We start from the raw sequence: 15,940 nt of genomic DNA on the forward strand, positions 1-15,940 counted from the left end.
ATATTCCCCGCAATCAATTTAACACAATTGTAACAAAATTCTGAATTGTGCTTACAAATTTGTTTGGAACATTAAAAATACATCTCCAATGTTCCAAACAAATATATTACGCTTATATGTTCTAATAGTCAACTCAAATGTTTGATATTCAATTATTGTGCTTCTTCTTCATAATCACAACTACTACATTTAATTTGAACTTGTTTTTTCGAACGTTTTTCTACTAAATAACTGTCACATTTTGGGCAACTTCTAGCAATCGGTTTATCCCAAGAAACAAATTCACATGTTGGATAGGTTTCACATCCATAAAACACTCGATTTTTCTTTGACTTTCTTTCAACAATTTCTCCTTGTTTACATGTCGGGCATGTTACACCAATTTTCTTCAAAATAGGCTTTGCATTTCGACAATCTGGAAAGTTTGAACAAGCCATGAATTTTCCATATCGGCCTAATTTATATACCATTGGATGCCCACATTTCTCACAATCAATTCCTACAGGCTCATCTTTTATTTCAATAGACTCCATTTCTTTTTCGGCTTTTACTAATCGCACTTCGAAGTCTTTATAAAATTCATCAATGACACGAATCCACTCTTCTTTACCTTCTTCAATCAAGTCTAAGTTCGCTTCCATTTCAGCAGTAAAATCGACGTTCGTTATTTCAGGGAAATATTCTTTTAAAATATCCACCACAATCTCCCCTAATTCTGTCGGGATGAAACGACGGTTATCTAAACGAACATAGCCTCGATTTTGAATAGTCTCTAAAGTGGGAGCATATGTTGATGGACGACCAATCCCTTGTTTCTCCAATGTACCAACTAAGGTCGCCTCTGTATATCTCGGTGGTGGTTGTGTAAAATGTTGATTTGGTTCCATTTTTTCGAAGCGAACTTGTTCCCCTTCATTTAACTCAGGTAAGTACTTCTCTTCTTCTTTTTTATTTGAATCTGTTCCTTCAATATATACTTTCATAAACCCATCAAATTTCACTTTTGAACCAGTTGCACGAAACTCCACTCCATTATTTAACAAATGAACAGTCATCGTGTCCATTACGGCTGGCGCCATTTCGCTCGCTAAAAATCGTTCGTAAATTAATTTATAAAGTTTGAATTGATCATTATTTAAAATTCCTTTCAATGATTGTGGATCACGCATGACAGATGTGGGACGAATCGCCTCGTGTGCATCTTGTGCCCCTTCTTGATTTTTCACTTTTTTACGTGGTCCAATATATGGTTTACCAAACTTATCTTCAATTAATTGATGTGCTTCTTGTTTAGCACTTTCAGAAATACGAGTAGAATCTGTACGCATATACGTAATTAACCCCGTAATGCCACCCGCTTTACGTCCTAAATCAATTCCTTCATATAATTGTTGTGCAACCATCATTGTTTTACGAGCGCGAAAATTTAATTTTCTAGCTGCCTCCTGTTGCAATGTCGAAGTAATAAATGGTTTCGCTGGATTTCTTTTACGTTCACGTTTATTTACTTTGTCAATATGAAACTGTTTGCCTTCCATTTTTCCAAGTATTTCTTTTACTGCTGCATCATCTTTTAGTTCTAATTTTTTTCCATTTAGACCATAAAATTTACCCGTAAATGACTCATCCTCTTTAAAAAATGTACTTTCGATAGACCAGTATTCTTCTGGAATAAAATTCTTTATTTCGTTTTCACGATCAATAATTAATTTTACTGCAACAGATTGAACTCGACCAGCACTTAAACCCTTTTTTACTTTCTTCCATAGTAATGGGCTTATATTATATCCAACTAAACGGTCCAATACTCTTCTAGCTTGTTGTGCATTTACTAAATCATGATCAATTTTTCGTGGATTTTTAAATGACTCTTTGATCGCATCTTTCGTAATTTCATTAAATACAACACGACAATCCGAATTTTCATCTATTTTTAATGCATGTGCTAAATGCCATGCAATTGCCTCCCCCTCTCTATCGGGGTCGGCTGCAAGATAGATTTTATCCGCTTTTTTCGCTTCTTTTCGTAATTCTTTTAATATATCACCTTTCCCACGAATCGTAATATATTTTAGTGCATAATTATTATCAACATCTACTCCCATTTGACTTTTCGGTAAATCAATGACATGTCCCATCGACGCTTTTACTTTATATTTTTTTCCTAAATAACGTTCAATTGTTTTTGCTTTTGCTGGTGATTCCACAATTACTAAATAATTTGCCATTATTTTTCCTCCTATTTCATTGAGGTTATTCAACTTTTTTAACTTTTATTCCTGCTTTTTTTAATTTTTATTTCTGTTTTTAAATAAATAGAATTCCCACTAATAGTAAGGACAACATTTTCATTTGTCAAATATTGCGACCATCAAAATGAAATAAAGAGCCTTATTTTTTAATAAAATAGGATTATTTCCCGGGTAAGTTTTCGATAATATCTTCTGCATTCGTCACCAATTTTGCACCTTGATCAATTAATTTTAAACAACCTGCAGCTTCCTCTATAAATAACGAATCTGGAATAGCGAAAACTTCTTTTCCTTGCTCTAATGCTTGATCCACTGTAATGAGTGTACCACTTTTTTCTTTCGCTTCAATTACTAACGTTCCATATGAAAGACCACTAATGATTCGATTTCTCTCTGGAAATTGATATTTTTTCGGCCTCACATTTGGTGGGTATTCTGAGAGAACTAAGCCATTTTCGACAATATTCCAAAAAAGGGGGATATGTTCCTTCGGGTAAATATGACGAAAACCACTCCCTAAAACGGCTATTGTCTTCCCTTGCATATGCAATGCTAATTGATGGGCAAGACTATCAATCCCATAAGCCATTCCACTTACAATAGCCCAGTTTTCCTCAATTAGAGGGCTAACAACTTTTAACAGTTTTTGCGGTGCCGTTGCTGTCGGTTTTCTCGTACCGATTACACTAATTAATCTATTGTGTTGAAGTAATGAAAGATCACCTAAACAATATAATACAAGCGGTGCATCCGGAATATCTTTCAAACTTTGTGGATACATTGAATCAAAAATCGTTACAATATAGTAGTTTTTATGTGTATATTGTATCGTTGCATCATCTATATCATATTGAAGAGCATGTATGATGGATGAAGCTTTTTCTGAGGATATATGTAGTAAATGTTCTAGTTGTGTGGAAGTGAAAGTGTAAACTTTTTCTAATGTTACATCGTATTGTAATAAACGATATAACTTTTTTCTTGTCAACAATAAGCTTAACTTTATTAATGTATTTCGTTTCTTTTTCATTTGTACTCTCCCTCTCTTAAATTATGGGAAAAGTAATACACATATGTTCGCTATTTTTTTCCAACAAAAAAAACAACCTAGAAATGAGGAGCCATAAGTGATCTATTTTTGCACCAAAATAGAATACACTTATTTGTTACTCCTCATCGCACCTTCCCAGATTGTTCAATATGGTTCTCTTTTCGTTTAATGTATCAAGTTTCTTTATGCTTGTAAAGTATTAATGTGTTTTACATTTTTCAATTAAGTCTGTTTCTTCTAATAAACGGATCATTGTTTCACCCATTTTAGCAGGTGAGTCCGCCACTTTAATACCGCATGCTTCCATAATACGCTTTTTGGATTCAGCTGTTCCTTCACCACCCGAAATAATGGCACCAGCATGTCCCATACGTTTTCCTGGAGGTGCTGTTGCACCACCAATAAAGCCTGCAACAGGTTTTTTCATATTTGCCTTCACCCATTCAGCTGCTTCTTCCTCTGCCGTACCACCAATCTCACCAATCATCATGACTGCATAAGTTTCAGGATCTTCATTAAATTCTTTTAATACATCAATAAACGATGTACCATTAACTGGATCTCCACCAATTCCTACTGCTGTCGTTTGACCGTATCCAGCTTGAGATAGTTGGTGAACCGCCTCATATGTTAAGGTTCCTGATCGGGATACAACCCCAATATGTCCTTTTGTATGAATGTATCCTGGCATAATACCAATTTTACATTCATCTGCAGTAATCACTCCTGGGCAGTTTGGTCCAATTAAACGAGTGTTCTTATCTTTCATAAAGTTTTTCACTTTAATCATATCATTAATTGGAATATGTTCTGTAATACAAATCGTTAATTCTAAGCCAGCATCTGTTGCTTCCATAATTGCATCTGCTGCAAATGGAGCAGGAACATAAATAATCGAAACTGTTGCTCCTGTAGCTTTTACAGCGTCTTCTACCGTGTTATATACAGGAACACCTAAAGTTTTCGTTCCACCTTTTCCTGGTGTCACTCCTGCAACGATTTTCGTACCGTATTTTAACATCTGTTCTGTATGGTCCATCCCAGCTGAACCAGTAATCCCTTGAACAATTACTTTTGTATCTTTATCTACATAAATACTCATTCTTGTAAACGTCCTTTCTATTATTAAATGTTATGCGCGTTTGTAATCAGCTGTTTTATTTTACTAATTCAACGATTTTCTTTGCACCATCACCCATTGAATCTGCTGCAACAATATTTAAACCAGAGTCTTGTAACATTTTCTTCCCTTTTTCTACATTCGTTCCTTCTAAACGAACAACTAATGGAATTTCTAGCCCTAATTGTTCTGTTGCAGAAATAATTCCTTGCGCGATGTAATCACATTTCATAATTCCACCAAATACATTTACAAGAATCCCTTTTACTTTTGGATCTTTTAAAATAATTTTAAATGCTTCTGTTACTTTTTCTGGAGTTGCATCTCCACCAACATCTAAAAAGTTCGCAGGATTTCCACCTTCATACTTAATAATATCCATTGTTGCCATTGCAAGTCCTGCACCATTTACCATACAACCGATATCCCCATCTAATTGAATGTAACTTAGGTCATATTTTGAAGCTTCGATTTCATTACGATCTTCTTCATCTAAATCACGTAATTCTAAAACATCTTTTTGACGGTATAAAGCATTTCCATCAAAGTTCATTTTAGCGTCTAATGCTAATACGTCCCCTTCTTTTGTTGTAACAAGAGGGTTAATCTCTGCAGTCATACAGTCTTTATCAATAAATACTTTATATAAATTTAATAATAATGTCGCTACTTTATTAATGACATTGTTCGGGAAATTTAAATTAAATGCCAGTCTTCTCGCTTGGAATCCTGTTAATCCGATAGATGGATCAATTTCTTCCTTGAAAATCTTTTCAGGTGTTGCTGCTGCAACTTCCTCAATTTCCATTCCACCTTCTTCGGAACCCATTAACACAACTTTGGAAGTTTTTCGGTCTAACACGAGACCAATATAGTATTCCTTATCAATATTGCAACCCTCTTCAATAAGGAGTCTTTTTACTTTTTTACCTTCTGGTCCTGTTTGGGGTGTTACAAGCACTTTTCCTAAAATTTGTTTCGCGTACTCACGTACCTCGTCTAAATTATGTGCTACTTTAACACCGCCTGCTTTCCCACGGCCACCAGCATGAATTTGTGCTTTAACAACTTTTACATCCGTTTGAAGACCCTTTGCATATTCTACCGCCTCGTCAATTGAATATGCAACATGGCCGTCTGGTACATTCACACCGTATTGCCTTAAAATATTCTTACTTTGATACTCATGGATATTCATTCAAATGCCTCCATTTTTTATTTAGTATATTCCCATTGTAAGATAAGCTTTTATAATTCTCAAAGAATAACAATTATTTATCTAACTATATAAGTATTTCAAATCGCATTTCAATATTCCTTATCTAAGTGATAAATAAATGCAAATACTTCCGCAACCATTTCAAACAATTCTGGAGGGATTGTTTCATCTATTTCCAATTGTGCAAGTATTTCCACTAAAGATTGGTCTTGTACAATTGGAATATTATGTTCTGCTGCTAGTTCAATTATATGATCTGCAACTTTTCCACTTCCTAATGCACGAATCTTTGGAGATGTATCTTGCATTTGGTCGTAAGATAATGCAACGGCTCTCTTTCTTCGTTCATTCATATACGAAAGTCATACCTTTCTATATCATTAGTCGTTCGGTCATATGGATCTTGCTGTTCTTGTTTTTTTATTTCAAACAATGGTTTATATGTTATTTGAGATAATGTAAATTCATTTTTCTTCAATGCTTCTTCTAACATTTTTTCAATACGGTCATATTTTCCCATTTTCATCACTTGTTCATTGTATATTGTTATGGAAATGATGCGTTTTTGGATTGTTACGTCTACCATTGTTTCCTTCATATTTTTTAAATCGAGCACGAATAATATTCGACAGTGATTTGGGTCTATTTTTCCATTCCTGTTTTTCCTTCCTTCAAAATGCAAAAATAAATCGTTATGTAATCCGATGTTTTCTCCAGGTAATTGTAGAACACAATGCAAAAAATGATTCGTTTCTTGCACAGATTGTAATTGCATTCCATGAATAAAATGCACAAATTGTTCTAACTTATTTCTCCCAATCGTATTTGGTTCTTGCATCATTTGTAGCATAATCATTTTAATCGATGGTTGTATATGTATAGTCGAATCACTAGCTTTCCCTGATAAAACTGTCTTTATTCGTTGCTCATCTTGTAATCCAACGATGTTCATATATTGGTGTAAATGAGTTAGAAATCTTTGTTGTACATTCTCAGTTGAATTGCTCTCGAGCTCCATTGGTAATTGTATCATGGATTGTATAGTACGATACAAAACATCATTACATAATATTTGTAACAATGAATGCAATTGTGTCACATGATCAGGGTGATTTTCATCAAGAAGCATGTCCAATGTTTGTTGCAGTTGCATCGGTAATGTTCCATATAATTGTTGATGTACCATTTGTTTTAATAAAATAAATTGCTCATTGGGTAATTTCCCTGTACGTATATTAGAAAATAGTTGTAATAATTTATTTGCAGCCTTTGTCATTTGCGATTGGTTTTCTATACATACAGTGAATATATCCCTTGTTTCTTGTAATACCTTTTGCGTTGTTGTTAATTGCGTATTGCTCTTCATTGTTTGGGATAATCCTCGTTGTAATAACGTGAATAAAGTCATTCTTTTTTTCGATACTTCTATTTGAGCATCCTTTTCCCTTTCAAATGTATTTATATATTGTAATAAGCTCGCGATGGGCCCCTCTTTCCGCTGGATATGTTCCGCTAAACTAGTTGGAAATGTTTCATTCGTTCCGCGTAGCTGTTTTAATAGCTGCAATAATGTTTGTTCCTTTTCCGTTACATTTGTCGCATGTGCTAATGATCGAACCATTTCTTCTATATGCGATGAAAATGTTTGGTCTCTTGATGCGATAAGTGCCTCAAACACATGATTGGTCATTGGTAAACCTGCTTCGATCATCTTTTTTATTATATCGAACTGTGATGCTTCTATGTTTGAATGATTTTCCATCAATTTAATTGCTTGTTGCATATCAGTAATTTGAAAAGGAACACGATCCGCAATAAGTTGTTGAATAAAAGCGATATGCTGTTTTGTCGGTTTTATTTGCAACTGTTGCAATAGCTGTGCGATATGCTGAGTTGGAACATTCGTTGTTTGTTCCCTTAGCACTTTTAAATGAATAAGCGTATCATCCGCTCGTACTTGAAAAAAATATTGCTTATTCATTTGTAAACTTGTCGTTATTTCGGCCACCAGTTTATGGTTACCAATTTGAATTTCAGCGCGATTATTTGGGAATATCTTCAAAATTTTCCCTTGAACAATTTGTCCATCTCGTAATGTTAATTCATTTTTTGGAACACGATTCACCGATGGAATGAATTCATTTTTTATTTGGAATAGATGATGCATTCGCCATTCCCCCATTTTATTTCATACATTGTTGTACAGGACGAAAAGATGTCCGATGGATTGGGCAAATACCATATTGTTTCATTGCTTGCATATGTGCTTTCGTTCCATATCCCTTATGTTTTTTAAATCCATATTGTGGATATAATTCATCATATTTTTCCATCCATTTATCTCTCGTCACTTTCGCTAATACACTTGCTGCTGCGATCGATAAACTTTTGTCATCCCCTTTTATAATTGCCGCTTGTTGAAATGGTAAATCATCTAATTGTACTGCATCTATTAAGGCGATATCCGGATATTTCTTTAATTGTAACAAGGCATTTGTCATCGCTAATTTTGTAGCTTCTAAAATGTTTAATCGATCAATTTCTTCTGCAGCTATTATTTCAATATGATAGGCAATAGCATTTTTCTTAATTTGTTCAAAATACATGTCTCTTTCTGATGCTGTTAATTGCTTGGAGTCTGTCAGGCCATTAAAGTCAACATCTTTTGGTAAAATAACTGCAGCTGCGACGACCGGACCTGCTAATGGTCCCCTCCCCGCTTCATCTACACCTGCAATCCATTCCATATTACGATGTAAAAACTTTCTATCAAACTCTCTCATCATACAGTATGTTTGTCGTTTTATTCGTTCTTTTTCCAACTTATTTTCGTATTGTTTTATTAATTTTTGAACACCTAGCCGTTCATCTTGCTTTAATTCTTTTATTTGTTCTTTCGTTACTTTTTGTGTTTGTAACATCGTTTTCAAATTTGCGATAGATTCCTTCTTCATTTTTCCCAACTCCTAAATAATGAGGACATCAATAAGTATAATTTTTTATGAGTACTCTTCTATATTATATATCGGCATCGTTTCCAAACGATGTAATTTCAGACACGAACAACGATGTTCGTACATGTATAGTGTACAATAAAAAAAAGACATCCGTACAATGTAAAGATTCTCCCTTATACATTGTACGATTGTCTTTTAAGGTGTTTCTAATGTTATTTTTCCTAATTTTGCTTGGCGGAAATCTTGTAATACAACATCCGCAACTTTGTCAAAATTTACTTGGCCACCACTTTCCAGAGCGCCACGTTTTTTTCCAATCTCTTCAAAAACTTCCCACATATCATCTACATTCGTTAAACCATATCTTTCTTCCAATAAATTAGGATAATCTTCATAAATATATTGTAATAAAAACGCAGCAACATCTTGTAAAGGTAAAATTTCATCTTTAATGGAGCCAATTGCTGCAACACGTAAACCAATCTGTTCATCGTCGAATTTAGGCCATAAAATACCTGGTGTATCTAGTAATTCAAACTTTTGTTTTACTTTGATCCACTGTTGCTGTTTCGTCACACCTGGTCTGTCACCAATTTTCGCAATCTTTTTATTCGCTAAGCGATTGATTAAAGTGGATTTTCCTACATTTGGAATTCCTACTATTAATGCTCGTACTGCTCGTTGTTGTACACCTTTTTCAATTAATTTACGTTGTTTTTCAATTCCTTTTTCTGTCACAAGTTCAATAAATTGTTGAATATCTTTTTTATTGTTCACATCTAATGCCATCGCAGTTTTATCTTGCGCTTCAAAATACTGTAACCATTTATCGGTTTGAATCGCATCAGCTAAATCTTTTTTCATTAATACGATAATCTTTTCCTTTTGACCGATTACCTCTTGTAACATTGGGTTTTGTGTAGATTGTGGTGCACGGGCATCTACAAGTTCAATGACAACATCCACTAATTTAAGTTTTGCTTCGATTTCCCGTCTCGCTTTAGCCATATGGCCTGGAAACCACTGAATCATGTTCTCACCTCGATTACTTTACCAATTGTATTCGTTCTAATGGCCAATATACCACACTCGTTTTACCAATTATTTCTTCCATTGACACTAATCCAAAAGAACGACTATCTGTTGAATTGCTTCGATTATCTCCTAAAACTAACACTTTTCCTTCAGGAATTTCCGTATAATTACCAGGCAAATCTTCTAATGTAAAGTCATTTGTAATAATCGGATATACTGGTGTGTGATCATCATTATGTTCCATAAATGATTGATCCACTTCCTCTCCGTCAATATAAAGAATATTATCTTTTACTTCAACATGCTCTCCTGGTAAGCCAATAACACGTTTAATAAAATCTTTATCTTCTGTTGCATGAAAAATAACGATATCAAACCGATCCGGATCTTTTAAATAGTAAATAAACTTATTCACAATCATTTGATCACGATCCAATAAGGTCGGTTGCATCGATGGTCCATCCACAATAATCGGAGAGAAGATAAATTGTCGAACAAGAATTGCAATTAGTAATGCAATAATAACAATCTTGAAAAGACTTGCGCTCTCTTTCACTACTTTTTTCTCCATTGCTTCCCCTCCGAATTCTATGTATCTTTACGTTTTAATTGTATAAGATGAATCATTTTTTTACAATGATTGTCACTACTCATATAAAAAAACCTCCAAACAGTTTGTTCAGAGGTTTTTCTAGTATCATTACATTCTCTCTTTAATACGTGCAGCTTTACCACGTAATTTACGCATGTAATAAAGTTTAGAACGACGTACAATACCTTTTCTAACAACTTCAATTTTATCGATTCTTGGTGAGTGTAATGGGAAAGTACGCTCAACACCTACACCGTAAGAGATTTTTCTTACTGTGAATGTTTCGTGAATACCACCATTTTGTCTCTTAATGACAACACCTTCGAATACCTGGATTCTTTCACGAGTTCCCTCAACAACTTTCGCGTGAACACGAATTGTATCTCCTGCACGGAACTCTGGGTGATCTGTACGTAATTGATCCTTTGTTAAGTCAGCAATTAATTTTTGCATTTGCCTTCACTCCTTCCAAACTAATGCTCTTACAAATGGGCTAATCCCTTCATAGCGGAACATCGTTTTACAGCTTATCTTCATAAGCACACCTTATAATATAGCACATATTCATATCATATACAACTATCTTTATATATTTTTTTCAGCTTTGATTTCTTGTAAAATTTGCTGTTCTTCCTCATCTAAAGGATACGTATCCAATAAGTCGGGTCTACGTTCTAATGTACGACGAAGCGATTCTTTTTTTCTCCAACGTTTTATTTTCGCATGATGTCCTTCTAGTAATACGTTCGGTACTTTCCAACCACGAAAATCAGCAGGTCTTGTATATTGTGGATGTTCTAAAAGACCGGTTGAAAAGGAATCTTCTTTCGCAGATGTTTCATTTCCCAACACATCTGGTAAAAGTCGAACAACACTATCTACAACTGTTAAAGCACCAATTTCGCCACCAGTTAAAACATAATCACCAATGGAAATTTCATCTGTTACTAAGTGCTCTCGAATCCGTTCATCATATCCTTCATAATGACCACAAATAAGAATTAAATGATCTTCTTTTGCAAATTCTTCTGCTTTTTGTTGTGTATAACGCTCCCCTTGAGGACACATTAGGATGACCCTCGGTTTTGACTGTTTACGTTCTGTTGCATATTGTACCGCATCAAAAATAGGTTGGGCTGCTAACACCATACCAGCGCCACCACCATATGGGTAATCATCCACTTTCTTATGTTTATTATCCGCAAACTCCCTAAAGTCCAATAAATCATACTGGAATTTATTCGCTTCAATTGCCCGTTTTAAAATAGAACTTTCAAAGGCACCTTTTAATATTTTTGGAAACAATGTTAAAATATCAATTTGCATTAATCAAACAATCCTTCCATCGGTTCAATAATAACTTTCTTCTCCTCGATATGTATTTCTTTGACGACAGGTTCAATATAAGGTATTAGTATTTCTTTATTATTTTTCGTTTTTACTACCCATACGTCATTCGCACCAGGAGATAAAATATGATCGATTTTTCCAATATATTTTCCATCTATCGTTTCTACTTCTAAACCGATAATTTCAAAATAATAAAATTCATCTTCCTCTAACGGAGTTAATTGTTCTTCTTTTATATACAGAAGTTCGTTTTTTAATGGTTCGACATCATTTAATGTTTCATAAGATTCAAACTGTAACAAGATATTATTTTTATGTATCCGAGATGAACGGATCGTTAGTGGTTTCCAATCAGTCCCATCTTTTCGAATGAATACGATGTTCCCTTCGTCAAAACGTTCCCTAAAATCTGTAAGCTGTTGTACCTTTACTTCTCCTTTTATACCGTGAGTATTAATTATTTTGCCTATTTTAAACAATTCCATCACCTTATTCATCTATTCTAACAATAATATTATCTTTCACTACGATTATTCGTTCCTTCATTAATGTTTCCCAATCGGCCCCAACTTCTACGGGGACGATAGCTTCCATTTCTCTTTCGATAATTTCACTACCGATTTCTAATGCTTCTAATTGTTCTATTTTAAAATCGATCATCAGCATTTTATCTTTCCGAAAGTTTATTTCTGCCTCAAATCTTTCCTCTACTTCTGTTTTGGATTGTGTTAACTTATTCATCAATTTTCTTTGTTCAAATAATAATTGTTGACATTCTAATTCAAGTTGCTTTTTTTCGTGCTCAAATTTTTTACGTAATGTATATTTGCTATTTTCCGTAATCATCTGTTTTACGATAACTTTTTGAATAATTTGCAATGAAATCTCCACCTTTAAATCTTTTTATGATACGAATGATTCCATTTTTATAGAAGATATATATTGTTCAAAATTGAAGATGTATGGATGTGGGGATATTCCATTTTCCATGGATCCTAATAGTATCTATTATGTATGACATTTTGAAGGTAAGAATGAAGAAAGATTGGAATAGTACGAACCTATGTCCAATCTTACGTTTCCATTCTATTACATAATATCGAGGTATACTCGCTTATCATTATTTGGTTTTGTAGAATATACAATCGTTCGGATTGCTTTTGCAATTCTACCATTTTTACCAATAACTTTTCCGACGTCTGCTTCATTTACTTGTAAATGGTAGACAATCTTTTTTTCTTCTTCCCTTTTTTCGATGACGATATCATCTGGAAAGTCAACTAAAGGAGTTACGATTGATTCAATTAAATTTTTCATACAATCACACTACCTTACTTTTGGTTTTTTGCATCATGAAACTTTTGCATAATACCTTGTTTCGAGAATAAGTTACGAACTGTATCACTTGGTTGTGCACCTTTGTGCATCCAGTCAAGTGCTTTTTCTTCGTCAATTTTCACTTCCGTTTCTTTAGCAACTGGGTTATACGTTCCAACTTGATCGATGAAACGACCATCACGTGGAGAACGTGAATCAGCTACAACAATACGGTAAAAAGGGTTTCTCTTAGCACCCATTCTTTTTAAACGAATTTTAACTGCCATCTTTGTACACCTCCATTACTCTTTTCACACTTTTAGAAGTATAACACTTATTTTTATATCTGTAAAGTGTTTTTACATGACAGTTACATAAATGGTAATTGGAAGCCTCTTCCCTTTTTCCCTTTTTGCATATTTGTCATTTGTTTCATTACTTTTTTCATCTCGTTAAACTGCTTCAAAAGCCTGTTCACTTGTGCGACGTTTGTTCCAGAACCTTTCGCAATACGTTTTCTACGACTTGCATTAATGACAGATGGATCATTTCTTTCTTCCTTTGTCATTGATTGAATGATTGCTTCAATATGAGAAAGTTGTTTCTCATCAACTTGAATATTTTTCATCCCTTTCATTTTTCCGACACCTGGAAGCATTGCTAAAATATCATCTAGTGGCCCCATTTGTTTTACTTGACCCATTTGTTCCAAGAAATCATCAAATGTAAATGACATTGTACGCATTTTTTCTTCTAATTCTTTCGCTTGTTTTTCATCAATTGTCGTTTGTGCCTTTTCAATTAAAGATAACACATCTCCCATCCCTAAAATACGGGATGCCATTCTTTCCGGATGAAACTCTTCTAATTGATCTAATTTCTCCCCCATCCCAACAAACTTTATTGGTTTATCTGTGACAGCCTTAATCGATAATGCAGCTCCCCCACGTGTATCACCATCTAATTTTGTTAAGACGACTCCTGTAATATCAAGTTGATCATTAAAGTTTTCTGCAACATTTACTGCATCTTGTCCTGTCATTGCATCGACAACGAGGAAAATTTCATCAGGTTGTGCTACTTCTTTTACGTCTTTTAATTCTTGCATTAAATTTTCATCCACATGTAAACGACCAGCTGTATCGATTAGTACATAATCTAAATGTTCTTCTTTTGCATACTCTAATGCTTTTTTTGTAATTTCAACCGGACTAACTTCTGTACCCATTTCAAATACAGGCATATCCAATTGTTTTCCTAATGTTTGTAATTGTTGAATAGCTGCTGGACGATATACATCACAAGCAACAAGTAATGGTTTACGGTTATATTGTTTACGAAGTAAATTTGCTAATTTACCAGTAGTCGTTGTTTTACCAGCACCTTGTAACCCTGCCATCATAATAACCGTTGGTGGTCGATCAGCAACAGCAATTTTTTTCTGTTCGCCCCCCATTAAGTTAGTTAATTCTTCTTGCACAATTTTTATTACTTGTTGCCCTGGTGTTAGACTTTCCATTACTTCTTGTCCAACCGCACGCTCTTTTATATCTTTTATAAAATTACGAACTACTTTAAAGTTAACGTCCGCTTCTAATAAGGCAAGTCGCACTTCTCTTGCCATCGCATTTACATCTTGTTCACTTACTTTACCTTTACCAGTTATCTTCTTAATCGTCTCTTGCAAACGATTTGAAAGTCCTTCAAATGCCATAGAAGGTAACCTCCTAGTCTATATTCTTTATTTGTTGAATATATGATTGTAGTTGTGCTACATTTGCTTCGGTTAATTGTGCTTCTAACTTTACTAACAATGCTTCCCTTTGCAAAAACTTCTCATACAATTGTAGCTTTTCTTCATAATTCATTAATATTTGTTCCGTCCGTTTAATGTTATCATAAATCGCTTGTCTTGACACATTTGTTTCTGTTGCGATTTCCCCTAAGGAATAATCTTCATAATAATAAAGTTCCATATATTCCCTTTGCTTATCTGTTAACAATGTTTGATAAAAATCATACAACATATTCATTTTTGCTGTTTTTTCTAACATTATGCTTCCTCTTCCATTAAATCAGCAAATAGTCCATATACGAATGCATGTGCATCAAACTCTTTTAAGTCATGAACCCCTTCACCAAAGCCGACTAATTTTACCGGGATATTTAATTCATTACGAATCGCTAAAACAATACCACCTTTGGCAGTACCATCTAATTTCGTTAATACAATTCCAGATACGTTTGTCGCTTCAGAAAATGTTTTAGCCTGGCTTAAAGCATTTTGTCCAGTTGTTGCATCTAACACAAGTAATACTTCATGTGGTGCACCCGGAATTTCACGCTCAATTATGCGATTAATTTTTTCCAGTTCATTCATTAAGTTTACTTTATTTTGTAAACGACCTGCTGTATCACAAATTAACACATCCGCTTTACGTGATTTCGCAGCTTTAATCGCATCAAAAATTACTGCTGCTGGGTCACTACCTTCTGATTGTTTAATCACTTCTACTTCAGAACGTTTTCCCCATTCTTCTAATTGATCAATCGCTCCAGCCCGAAACGTATCACCTGCTGCTAAAACGACATTTTTCCCTTCTTGTTTCAACTGTGCTGCTAATTTACCGATAGAAGTCGTTTTACCGACTCCATTTACTCCAACGACTAAAATAACCGTTAAATCATCTGTTTGATAGTTGATCTCTTCAATGGTCGAATCATCTTCATTGTAATAAATTTCAACTAATTTTTCTGATATAACGTCTTTCACTTCATTCGTATCTTTAATATTACGACGTTGCACTTCAAAACGTAAATCTTCTATGAGATCCATAACAGTCGTAACACCAACATCTGCCATAATTAAAGCTTCTTCCAATTCTTCAAAAAACTCTTCATCTACTTGACGATATCGTGCAATAATATCATTTATTTTGCTCGTAAACGATTGACGCGTTTTTTTCATTCCTTGTTTATATGTTTCTGTATCTTCTTCTTTTTTTATAAATTTATTTTTTAAGTTTTTAAAAAAGCTCATTCTATTC

The 15,940-nt window shown here is 34.1% G+C and carries 18 protein-coding genes; all 18 read right to left on the minus strand.

The genetic code is table 11. The features are described 5' to 3' along the window. Window positions 1–152 precede the first annotated feature (152 nt). Complete coding sequence (topA, locus tag WKT09_RS03285) at window positions 153–2,228, minus strand: type I DNA topoisomerase (RefSeq protein ID WP_340414668.1); 2,076 nt, start codon at window positions 2,226–2,228, stop codon at window positions 153–155. 184 nt (window positions 2,229–2,412) lie between these two features. After that, window positions 2,413–3,282, minus strand: a complete 870-nt coding sequence (dprA, locus tag WKT09_RS03290; RefSeq protein ID WP_340414669.1) for a DNA-processing protein DprA — start codon at window positions 3,280–3,282, stop codon at window positions 2,413–2,415. 220 nt (window positions 3,283–3,502) lie between these two features. After that, window positions 3,503–4,405 carry a succinate--CoA ligase subunit alpha gene (sucD, locus tag WKT09_RS03295; RefSeq protein WP_340414670.1) on the minus strand — a complete coding sequence of 301 codons (903 nt, stop codon included), beginning with the start codon at window positions 4,403–4,405 and terminating at the stop codon, window positions 3,503–3,505. Window positions 4,406–4,460: 55 nt separating this feature from the next. Further along, window positions 4,461–5,621, minus strand: a complete 1,161-nt coding sequence (gene sucC / locus WKT09_RS03300; protein WP_340414671.1) for an ADP-forming succinate--CoA ligase subunit beta — start codon at window positions 5,619–5,621, stop codon at window positions 4,461–4,463. Window positions 5,622–5,731: 110 nt separating this feature from the next. Then, entirely contained in the window at window positions 5,732–5,995 is a 264-nt protein-coding gene (locus WKT09_RS03305) for an EscU/YscU/HrcU family type III secretion system export apparatus switch protein (protein WP_340414672.1), read from the minus strand. Next, the gene (locus tag WKT09_RS03310; RefSeq protein ID WP_340414673.1) at window positions 5,992–7,809 is read right to left on the minus strand and encodes a hypothetical protein; all 1,818 of its coding nucleotides are present in this window, start codon (window positions 7,807–7,809) and stop codon (window positions 5,992–5,994) included. Before WKT09_RS03310 ends, WKT09_RS03305 begins: the two co-directional genes overlap by 4 nt. Before the next feature lie 16 nt (window positions 7,810–7,825). Next, entirely contained in the window at window positions 7,826–8,596 is a 771-nt protein-coding gene (locus tag WKT09_RS03315; protein ID WP_340414674.1) for a ribonuclease HII, read from the minus strand. Window positions 8,597–8,794: 198 nt separating this feature from the next. Then, window positions 8,795–9,631 (minus strand): ribosome biogenesis GTPase YlqF, encoded by an 837-nt coding sequence (gene ylqF / locus WKT09_RS03320; protein WP_340414675.1) that lies wholly within the window; start codon window positions 9,629–9,631, stop codon window positions 8,795–8,797. Window positions 9,632–9,644: 13 nt separating this feature from the next. Then, window positions 9,645–10,205: a signal peptidase I gene (gene lepB, locus WKT09_RS03325; RefSeq protein ID WP_340414676.1), complete on the minus strand. Its 561-nt coding sequence runs from the start codon at window positions 10,203–10,205 to the stop codon at window positions 9,645–9,647. Window positions 10,206–10,334: 129 nt separating this feature from the next. Beyond that, window positions 10,335–10,679 carry a 50S ribosomal protein L19 gene (gene rplS / locus WKT09_RS03330; protein WP_340414677.1) on the minus strand — a complete coding sequence of 115 codons (345 nt, stop codon included), beginning with the start codon at window positions 10,677–10,679 and terminating at the stop codon, window positions 10,335–10,337. A gap of 132 nt (window positions 10,680–10,811) precedes the next feature. Next, the gene (gene trmD / locus WKT09_RS03335; protein ID WP_340414678.1) at window positions 10,812–11,552 is read right to left on the minus strand and encodes a tRNA (guanosine(37)-N1)-methyltransferase TrmD; all 741 of its coding nucleotides are present in this window, start codon (window positions 11,550–11,552) and stop codon (window positions 10,812–10,814) included. Beyond that, the gene (rimM, locus tag WKT09_RS03340; RefSeq protein ID WP_340414679.1) at window positions 11,552–12,061 is read right to left on the minus strand and encodes a ribosome maturation factor RimM; all 510 of its coding nucleotides are present in this window, start codon (window positions 12,059–12,061) and stop codon (window positions 11,552–11,554) included. The genes trmD and rimM overlap by 1 nt, the downstream gene beginning before the upstream one ends. Window positions 12,062–12,065: 4 nt before the next feature. Then, on the minus strand, window positions 12,066–12,455 hold the full coding sequence (locus tag WKT09_RS03345) for a YlqD family protein (protein WP_340414680.1): 390 nt from the start codon (window positions 12,453–12,455) through the stop codon (window positions 12,066–12,068). A 210-nt stretch (window positions 12,456–12,665) separates the two neighbouring features. Then, window positions 12,666–12,893 carry a KH domain-containing protein gene (locus WKT09_RS03350; RefSeq protein ID WP_340414681.1) on the minus strand — a complete coding sequence of 76 codons (228 nt, stop codon included), beginning with the start codon at window positions 12,891–12,893 and terminating at the stop codon, window positions 12,666–12,668. Window positions 12,894–12,907: 14 nt separating this feature from the next. Continuing rightward, window positions 12,908–13,180: a 30S ribosomal protein S16 gene (gene rpsP / locus WKT09_RS03355; RefSeq protein ID WP_340414682.1), complete on the minus strand. Its 273-nt coding sequence runs from the start codon at window positions 13,178–13,180 to the stop codon at window positions 12,908–12,910. Window positions 13,181–13,263: 83 nt separating this feature from the next. Continuing rightward, window positions 13,264–14,607 carry a signal recognition particle protein gene (ffh, locus tag WKT09_RS03360; RefSeq protein WP_340414683.1) on the minus strand — a complete coding sequence of 448 codons (1,344 nt, stop codon included), beginning with the start codon at window positions 14,605–14,607 and terminating at the stop codon, window positions 13,264–13,266. 13 nt (window positions 14,608–14,620) lie between these two features. Continuing rightward, the gene (locus tag WKT09_RS03365; protein ID WP_340414684.1) at window positions 14,621–14,947 is read right to left on the minus strand and encodes a putative DNA-binding protein; all 327 of its coding nucleotides are present in this window, start codon (window positions 14,945–14,947) and stop codon (window positions 14,621–14,623) included. Continuing rightward, window positions 14,947–15,933 (minus strand): signal recognition particle-docking protein FtsY, encoded by a 987-nt coding sequence (ftsY, locus tag WKT09_RS03370; protein ID WP_340414685.1) that lies wholly within the window; start codon window positions 15,931–15,933, stop codon window positions 14,947–14,949. Before ftsY ends, WKT09_RS03365 begins: the two co-directional genes overlap by 1 nt. Between the last annotated feature and the right edge of the window lie 7 nt (window positions 15,934–15,940).

The organism is Pseudogracilibacillus sp. ICA-222130 (assembly GCF_037892545.1).
Lineage (GTDB): Bacteria > Bacillota > Bacilli > Bacillales > Amphibacillaceae > Pseudogracilibacillus.